This is a genomic window from Cupriavidus sp. R6-3 (genome assembly GCF_059772245.1).
The window spans coordinates 1-7,853 of record NZ_JCBAJO010000217.1 but is presented as its reverse complement, the minus strand read 5'-3'; the positions used below and the strand labels follow the sequence as shown (position 1 = coordinate 7,853).

Genomic DNA, 7,853 nt, shown 5'->3' with positions numbered 1-7,853 from the left:
GAGCTGGGCCGGGCCGAGCTGGGCCGGGCAGAGTTGGGCCGGGCAGAGTTGGGCCGGGCAGAGCTGGGCAGAGCTGGGGCAGAGTTGGGTAGAGGAGGCCGGGCAGGGTTGGGCGGGCTGACCCGAGCGGGCTGGGCCGGCGAGCAGCTGGGCGCGGCGAGCCGGCCCAATCCACGCCCCTGCGCGCTTCGGCTACAGTATCGCCTTCGCCGCCATCGGCAACCGGCCCGCGGGCCGGCATCGCCGACGGCGCAAGGAGCCATCGATGTCCTTCGCCCTGCAACCCGCCCGCGCCACCGGCGCTTCCGCCAACGCTTCGGCCACCGTTTCCGAAGCCGAGCGCCGCATGCGCGTCGATCTCGCCGCGGCGTACCGGCTGTGCGCGCTGGCCGGCTGGGACGACCTGATCTACACGCATATCTCGGCGACGGTGCCCGGCGAGCCGGACCACTTCCTGATCAACCCGTTCGGCCATGCCTTCGACGAGATCCGCGCGTCGGACCTGGTCAAGATCAACGGCCGCGGCGAGGTGGTCGGCGACAGCCCGCATCCGGTCAACGTGACCGGGTTTGCGCTGCATGCGGCCGTGCACGCGGCGCGTCCGGACGCGGTCTGCGTGATGCACCTGCACAATACCGCCGGCGTCGCGGTGTCGGCCCAGGCCGACGGGCTGCTGCCGCTGTCGCAGCATGCGATGCGCTTTTACGGCCGGCTCGCCTATCACGACTACGAGGGCCTGGCCTTCACGCCGGCCGAGGGCGCGCGGCTGACCGCCTCGCTGGGCAGCCATCCCGCCATGCTGCTGCGCAACCACGGCACGCTGACGGTCGGCCGTACCGTGGCCGAGGCCCATGTGCTGATGGCCACGCTGATCAAGGCCTGCGAAATCCAGCTCGGCGCGCTGACCGCCACGCGCGTGGTGCTGCCCTCGGTCGAGGTGGCGACGCGGACCTCGGCCCAGCTCGACGACGGCGGCGCCATCGAGGGCGCGCTGGAATGGCCGTCGCTGCTGCGCAAACTCGATAAAATCGATCCCTCGTATCGCGACTGAGCGCGACGGGTGCCACGCGGCGCGAGCAAGCGCAACGCAGGGCAGCGCCCGCTTCAGTCCTTGCACCATTCATCCATAACTCATCCATAACAACAGGAGCCATCCATGCCGACTTTCCACGTAGAGATGTTCGAGGGCCGCACCATCGAGCAGAAGCGCAAGTTCGTCGAGGAAGTGACCCGTGTCACCTGCGAAACCCTCGGCTGCTCGGCCGGCGCGGTCGACATCATCATCACCGACGTCAAGCGCGAGAACTGGGCCACCGGCGGCGAGCTGTGGGCCGACAAGAAGTAACGCCCGTCGACATCGTCCTCGCCATCGTTCCTGGTCATCGTTCCTTCTCCGGGCATCCACGAACCGGCGCCTCGCGCCCCTGTACGGAACCGTCATGCAGCATTTCGCCTCGGACAACTACGCCGGCTTCTGCCCGGAATCGCTGAAGTACTTCCTCGAAGCCAACGGCAGCGGGCACGAGCAGGCCTATGGCGACGATTCGTGGACGCAGAAGGTCTGCGATCGCATCCGCGACCTGTTCCAGACCGATTGCGAGGTGTTCTTCGTATTCAACGGCACGGCGGCCAATTCGCTGGCGCTGTCGGCGCTGTGCCAGTCGTATCACTCCGTGATCTGTCACGAGCTGGCGCATATCGAGACCGACGAGTGCGGCGGGCCGGAGTTCTTCTCCAACGGCTCGAAGCTGCTGACCGCGCCGGGCGCCAACGGCAAGCTGACGCCGGATGCGGTCGAGGCGCTGGTCACGCGCCGCAGCGACATCCACTATCCGAAGCCCAAGGTCGTGTCGCTGACGCAGTCGACCGAGGTCGGCACCGTCTATACGGTCGAGGAAGTGCGCGCGATCTCGGCCATCGCCAAGCGGCGGCAGCTGCGGGTCCATATGGACGGGGCGCGCTTTGCCAACGCGGTGGCGTCGCTGGGCGTGCATCCGTCCGAGATCACCTGGCGCGCGGGCGTCGACGTGCTGTGCTTCGGCGGCACCAAGAACGGCCTGCCGGTCGGGGAGGCGGTGGTGTTCTTCGACCGCAAGCTGGCCGAGGACTTTGCCTATCGCGTCAAGCAGGCCGGGCAGCTGGCCTCGAAGATGCGCTTCATCTCCGCGCCGTGGCTGGGGCTGCTGGAGAACGACGTGTGGCTGGCCAACGCCCGCCATGCCAATGCGATGGCGCAGCTGCTGCACGATCGCATCGCCGGCATTCCCGGCGTGCGCATCATGTTCCCGACGCAGGCCAACGCCGTGTTCGCCGAGCTGCCGCTGCCGGCGATCGAGGCGCTGCGCGGGCGCGGCTGGCGCTTCTATACCTTCATCGGCGCCGGCGGCTGCCGCTTCATGTGCTCGTGGGACCTGCGGCCCGAGACGGTCGAAGCGCTGGCGGCCGACATGCGCGAGGTCTGCGCCGCGTGATTGCGGGCGTGTGGATGCCGGCGCGTGCTTGCCGGCGCGTGATTGTCGGCGTGTCCATATGGACCGTTGTCTGACCCCGGCGCCTTGCGCCATCGAACAGGAAATCGAGCCATGCCCTCCTATCGCTACTGTCCCCACTGCGGCACGCCGCTGATGGCGCTGCCGATGTCCGGGCGCGAACGCATGGCCTGCGTGCAGGACGGCTGCCAGTTCGTGCAGTGGGACAACCCGCTGCCGGTGCTGGCCGCGGTGGTCGAGTACGAGGGCAAGCTGCTGCTGGCGCGCAATGCCGCGTGGCCGCCGTCGATGTACGCGCTGGTCACCGGCTTTCTGGAGCGCGACGAAACGCCGGAGGCGGGCGTGGCGCGCGAGCTGAAGGAAGAGACCAACCTCGATGCGCAATCGGTTTCGCTGATCGGCGTCTACGAATTCATGCGCAAGAACGAGCTGATCATCGCCTACCACGTACGCGCGACCGGCACCATCGCGCTGTCGGAGGAGCTGGCCGACTACAAGCTGGTGGCGCCGGAAAAGATGCGGATCTGGAATGCGGGCACCGGCTTCGCGGTGGCCGACTGGCTGGCCGCGCGCGGCTATCCGGTGCGCTTCTTCGACCGCCAGACCGGCGAGGACATTCCCGACCCGCGCCAGGCCTTGCGGGCGGAGGGCGCCGGCGCGACGCTACAATACCGGCCATGAAGCCTCAGGGAAGGCTTGCCGACATCGCCCATACCAGGGAAACAAGGAAGAGACCATGGAGTTCCAGAAGGAAGTGGACGCGCGCGGGCTGAACTGCCCGCTGCCGATTTTGCGGACCAAGAAGGCGCTGGCCGATATGGCGAGCGGAGAAGTGCTGAAGGTGCTGGCCACCGACCCGGGCGCGACCCGCGACTTCCAGGCCTTCGCCAAGCAGACCGGCAACGAGCTGCTGTCGCACCAGGAGGTCGACAAGGTGTTCGTGTTCTACATGAAGCGCCGGTAAGCGGGCGAGCAGGCCAGCAACCGAGCGGTCCCGCAGTTCGGGCCGCAGACGACAAAGCCGCCCTCGGGCGGCTTTTTGTTTTAGGGCTGCGAGAGGGCAAGGGCGCCCGCGATCGCAGGCGCCCTTGTCCGGACAATCTTCCGGCCGAACGCCTCAGATCCGCTCGCGCAGATAGCTGCCGAACTCGTCGCGCACCTCTGGATGCTTCAGCGCGAACTCGACCATCGCCTTCAGATAGCCGAGCTTGCTGCCGCAGTCGTAGCGCACGCCCTGGTAGCGGTAGGCCAGCACCTGTTCCTGGCCGAGCAGCGACTGGATCGCGTCCGTCAGCTGGAATTCGCCGCCGGCGCCCGGCTTCAGGTTGCGGATATGTTCGAAGATGCGCGGGGTCAGGATATAGCGGCCGACCACGCCCAGGTTCGACGGTGCCACTTCCGGGTCCGGCTTCTCGACGATGCCGGCGACCTTGATCACGCCTTCGTCCCACTCGCGGCCGTCGACCACGCCGTAAGATTTACTCTGCTCGGGTGCAATTTCTTCCACACCCAGGATGGAGCAGTTGTAATGATTGTAGAGGTCGACCATCTGCTTCATGACCGGCGGCTGGCCGTCGAGCAGGTCGTCCGCCAGCATCACGGCGAAGGGCGCGTCGCCGACCAGCTTCTCGGCGCACAGCACCGCATGGCCGAGGCCGAGCGCCTCGGGCTGGCGCACGTAGAAGCATTCCACATGCGACGGCTTGATCGAGCGGACCACCTCGAGCAGCGCCTGCTTGTTCTTCGCCTCCAGCTCGACCTCGAGCTCGTAGGCCTTGTCGAAATGGTCCTCGATCGCACGCTTGGAGCGGCCCGTCACGAAGATCATCTCCGTGATGCCGGCAGCCATCGCCTCTTCGACCGCATACTGGATCAGCGGCTTGTCCACCACGGGCAGCATTTCCTTGGGGCTCGCCTTGGTAGCGGGCAGGAAACGGGTGCCGAGCCCGGCTACCGGGAATACGGCCTTGGTGACGCGGGTTTCCATAAAAGAGGCTCCTTCTCAGTTTTTGATGTCGTCAGCCTTGCGTTAAAGCAAGGCGCATGCCCTGGACCGCGCTGCCGGCACTGCCGCCGGCACGGACACCGACATCGAGGCCGCCACCGACGCGAACGCGGTGGGTGTCGACCTCATGCCGGCAGCCGTTGCAACTGGTCCTGCAGCTTGGCCAGCGTCTGCTCGAAATCGGCCAGCCGCTGGTTTTCCTGTTCGACCACCGCGGCCGGCGCCTTGGCCACGAAGCTCTCGTTGGCCAGCTTGCCGCGGGCCTTGGCGATCTCGCCGCCGATGCGCTGGATCTCCTTGCCGAGGCGCACGCGTTCGGCGGCGACGTCGATCTCGATCTTCAGCAGCAGGTGACTGCCGCCGACGATGGCGACCGGCGCACCGGCGCCTTCGGCCATCAGGGTCTGCTCGTCTTCGAAGACGCGAACCTCGGAAAGTTTCGCCAGCGCCTGGATATAGTTTTTTGCCGCGTGCAGGAAGGCGTTGTCGCCATGCGCGTACAGCGGGATCCGCTGCGCCGGCGAGATGTTCATTTCGCCGCGCAAATTGCGGCAGGCATCGACCATCGCCTTCAGTTGCGCGACCCAGGCCTCGGCCGTTTCGTCGATCTTCGCGGCGGCGGCGAGCGGGTAGGGCTGCAACGCGATCGATTCGCTGCCGTCGCCCTTGCCGCGACTGGCCAGCGGGCCGACCTTCTGCCACAGTTCCTCGGTGATGAACGGGATGATCGGATGCGCGAGCCGCAGCACGGTCTCGAGCACGCGCAGCAGCGTGCGGCGCGTGGCGCGCTGCTGCGCCGGCGTGCCGTTCTGGATCTGCACCTTGGCCAGTTCCAGGTACCAGTCGCAGTACTCGTCCCAGACGAACTTGTAGATCGCGTTGGCGATATTGTCGAATCGGTATTCGCCGAAGCCCTTCTCGACCTCGGCCTCGACCCGCTGCAGCAACGACACGATCCAGCGGTCGGCCTGCGAGAAGTCGAGGTAGCCGTCCGGACCGCAGTCCTGGTTGCACGGCCCCATGCCGCAGTCGTGCCCCTCGGTGTTCATCAGCACGAAGCGGGTCGCGTTCCACAGCTTGTTGCAGAAGTTGCGGTAGCCTTCGCAGCGGCCGGTGTCGAAGTTGATGTTGCGGCCCAGCGTGGCCAGCGAGGCGAAGGTGAAGCGCAGCGCGTCGGCGCCGAAGGCCGGAATGCCGTTGGGGAATTCCTTCTTCGTCTTCGCTTCGATCTTCGGCGCATCCTTGGGCCGGCGCAGGCCGGTGGTGCGCTTCTTCAGCAGTTCGGGCAGCTCGATGCCGTCGATCAGGTCGACCGGGTCGAGCGTGTTGCCCTCGGACTTGCTCATCTTCTTGCCTTCGAAGTCGCGCACCAGGCCGTGCACGTACACGTCCTTGAACGGGACCTGGCCGGTGAAGTGCTTGGTCATCATGACCATGCGCGCGACCCAGAAGAAGATGATGTCGTAGCCGGTAACCAGCACCGACGACGGCAGGAAGTGCTGCAGTTCGGGCGTCTGCTCGGGCCAGCCCAGCGAGGAGAACGGCACCAGCGCCGAGGAGAACCAGGTGTCGAGCACGTCCTCGTCGCGGCGCAGCGGCCCGGCAAAGCCGGCGGCCTGCGCCTGCGCGCGCGCTTCCTCTTCGGTGCGCGCGACGTAGCAGTTGCCGGCCTCGTCGTACCAGGCCGGGATCTGGTGGCCCCACCACAGCTGGCGCGAGATGCACCAGTCCTGGATATTGGCCAGCCACTGGTTGTAGGTGCTGACCCAGTTCTCGGGGATCAGGCGGATCTCGCCGCTCTGCACGGCGTCGAGCGCGACCTCGGCGATCGAGCGGCCGGGGTAGAAGGTGCCTTCCGGCGCCGGCTTGCTCATTGCGACGAACCACTGGTCGGTCAGCATCGGCTCGATCACGCTGCCGGTGCGCTCGCTCTTCGGCGTCATCAGCTTGTGCTTCTTGACCTCGACCAGCAGGCCCTGCGCGTCGAGGTCGGCGACGATGCGGCGGCGCGCCTCGAAGCGGTCCAGGCCGACGTATTGCGCGGGCGCGCCATCGGCGATCTTCGCGTCGAGGGTCAGCACCGACAGCTGCGGCAGGTTGTGGCGCTGGCCCACCGCATAGTCGTTGAAGTCATGGCCCGGCGTGACCTTGACCACGCCGGTGCCGAATTCGCGGTCGACGTAGTCGTCGGCAATCACCGGGATCTCGCGATCGGTCAGCGGCAGCTTCGCCATCTTGCCGATCAGGTGCGCGTAGCGCTCGTCCTCGGGATGGACCATCAGCGCGACGTCGCCCAGCATCGTTTCCGGGCGGGTGGTGGCCACCGTCAGATGGGTCAGCCCCGTCCGCGTATCCGGCTCGACCAGCGGATAGCGGATATGCCAGAGCGAGCCTTCCTCCTCGACGCTCTCGACTTCCAGATCGGACACGGCGGTGCCCAGCACCGGGTCCCAGTTGACCAGCCGCTTGCCCCGGTAGATCAGCCCCTGCTCGTGCAGGCGCACGAATACCTCGGTGACCACGCGCGACATCTTCGGGTCCATCGTGAAATATTCGCGGCTCCAGTCGATCGACGCGCCCATGCGCCGCACCTGCCGCGTGATGGTCGAACCCGATTCCTCCTTCCAGGCCCAGACCTTCTGCACGAAAGCCTCGCGGCCGAGGTCGTGGCGCGAGACGCCCTGCGCATCGAGCTGGCGCTCGACCACGATCTGCGTGGCGATGCCGGCGTGGTCGGTCCCGGGCACCCACAGCGTGTTGGCGCCCCGCATGCGCGCGTGCCGTGCCAGGCCGTCCATGATGGTCTGGTTGAACGCGTGTCCCATGTGCAGCGTGCCGGTGACGTTCGGCGGCGGCAGCTGGATGGCGAAATCGGGCCGGTCCGGGTCGAGGGTGGGCCTGGCGATGCCCCGTTTTTCCCACTCGGGGCCCCATTTGGCCTCGATGGCGGCGGGTTCGAAGCTCTTGGCTAGGGACTGGTCTTGGGCGGTCATGCTTGGGATGTCGATCGATGCGTGAAGGCCGGCGAGCCGGTGCGGCTCTCGCGGTCTGGTGCGCGCCTGCAGGGCGCGGCCAAAGGGAGACAAGCCCTAAATTATAGGGGAGCCCGCTCGGTGACGCCCAAAATGCCCTTGCGGGGCGCGCCTGCCCGCCGCGCGCCGCCTCCACATCCACCGCAGGACAAACCGCAGTATCGCCGCTCCGCGGACGCCGATGCGTTCGCTAGAGCACGGTCGCGGCAGGCCGCCGGGCCTATCGTCTGCGTTGGGGGCTCGGGCAGGGGACGCCGCATGGCGGTCCGGGCGGGTTGCCGGGGCGCGCGCGGGCCCCCGGCGTGCAGTCGGCCGACGGCCGGGTCA

7 protein-coding genes are annotated in these 7,853 nt (G+C 67.3%); 5 read left to right on the top strand and 2 right to left on the bottom strand.

The annotated features are described in order from the left end of the window. Nucleotides 1–265: 265 nt before the first annotated feature. The 5 genes from AC6EI8_RS21950 (at nucleotide 266) to AC6EI8_RS21930 (ending at nucleotide 3,453) form a co-directional block, all read left to right on the top strand. Nucleotides 266–1,051 carry a class II aldolase/adducin family protein gene (locus AC6EI8_RS21950; RefSeq protein ID WP_149316923.1) on the top strand — a complete coding sequence of 262 codons (786 nt, stop codon included), beginning with the start codon at nucleotides 266–268 and terminating at the stop codon, nucleotides 1,049–1,051. A 105-nt stretch (nucleotides 1,052–1,156) separates the two neighbouring features. Continuing rightward, the gene (locus tag AC6EI8_RS21945; RefSeq protein WP_150084926.1) at nucleotides 1,157–1,345 is read left to right on the top strand and encodes a 4-oxalocrotonate tautomerase; all 189 of its coding nucleotides are present in this window, start codon (nucleotides 1,157–1,159) and stop codon (nucleotides 1,343–1,345) included. Nucleotides 1,346–1,439: 94 nt separating this feature from the next. Continuing rightward, entirely contained in the window at nucleotides 1,440–2,471 is a 1,032-nt protein-coding gene (locus tag AC6EI8_RS21940) for a threonine aldolase family protein (protein WP_149316925.1), read from the top strand. A 111-nt stretch (nucleotides 2,472–2,582) separates the two neighbouring features. Continuing rightward, entirely contained in the window at nucleotides 2,583–3,170 is a 588-nt protein-coding gene (locus AC6EI8_RS21935; protein WP_226107428.1) for an NUDIX domain-containing protein, read from the top strand. Between the two features lie 55 nt (nucleotides 3,171–3,225). Beyond that, a complete protein-coding gene (locus AC6EI8_RS21930; RefSeq protein ID WP_006578930.1) occupies nucleotides 3,226–3,453 on the top strand; it encodes a sulfurtransferase TusA family protein in 228 nt (75 codons plus the stop codon). Between the two features lie 153 nt (nucleotides 3,454–3,606). Here the strand turns inward: AC6EI8_RS21930 and galU are convergent, their stop codons facing one another. Both galU and AC6EI8_RS21920 read right to left on the bottom strand, forming a co-directional pair. Next, complete coding sequence (gene galU / locus AC6EI8_RS21925) at nucleotides 3,607–4,476, bottom strand: UTP--glucose-1-phosphate uridylyltransferase GalU (RefSeq protein WP_149316927.1); 870 nt, start codon at nucleotides 4,474–4,476, stop codon at nucleotides 3,607–3,609. A gap of 143 nt (nucleotides 4,477–4,619) precedes the next feature. After that, the gene (locus AC6EI8_RS21920) at nucleotides 4,620–7,487 is read right to left on the bottom strand and encodes a valine--tRNA ligase (RefSeq protein ID WP_498382875.1); all 2,868 of its coding nucleotides are present in this window, start codon (nucleotides 7,485–7,487) and stop codon (nucleotides 4,620–4,622) included. Nucleotides 7,488–7,853: the final 366 nt, after the last annotated feature.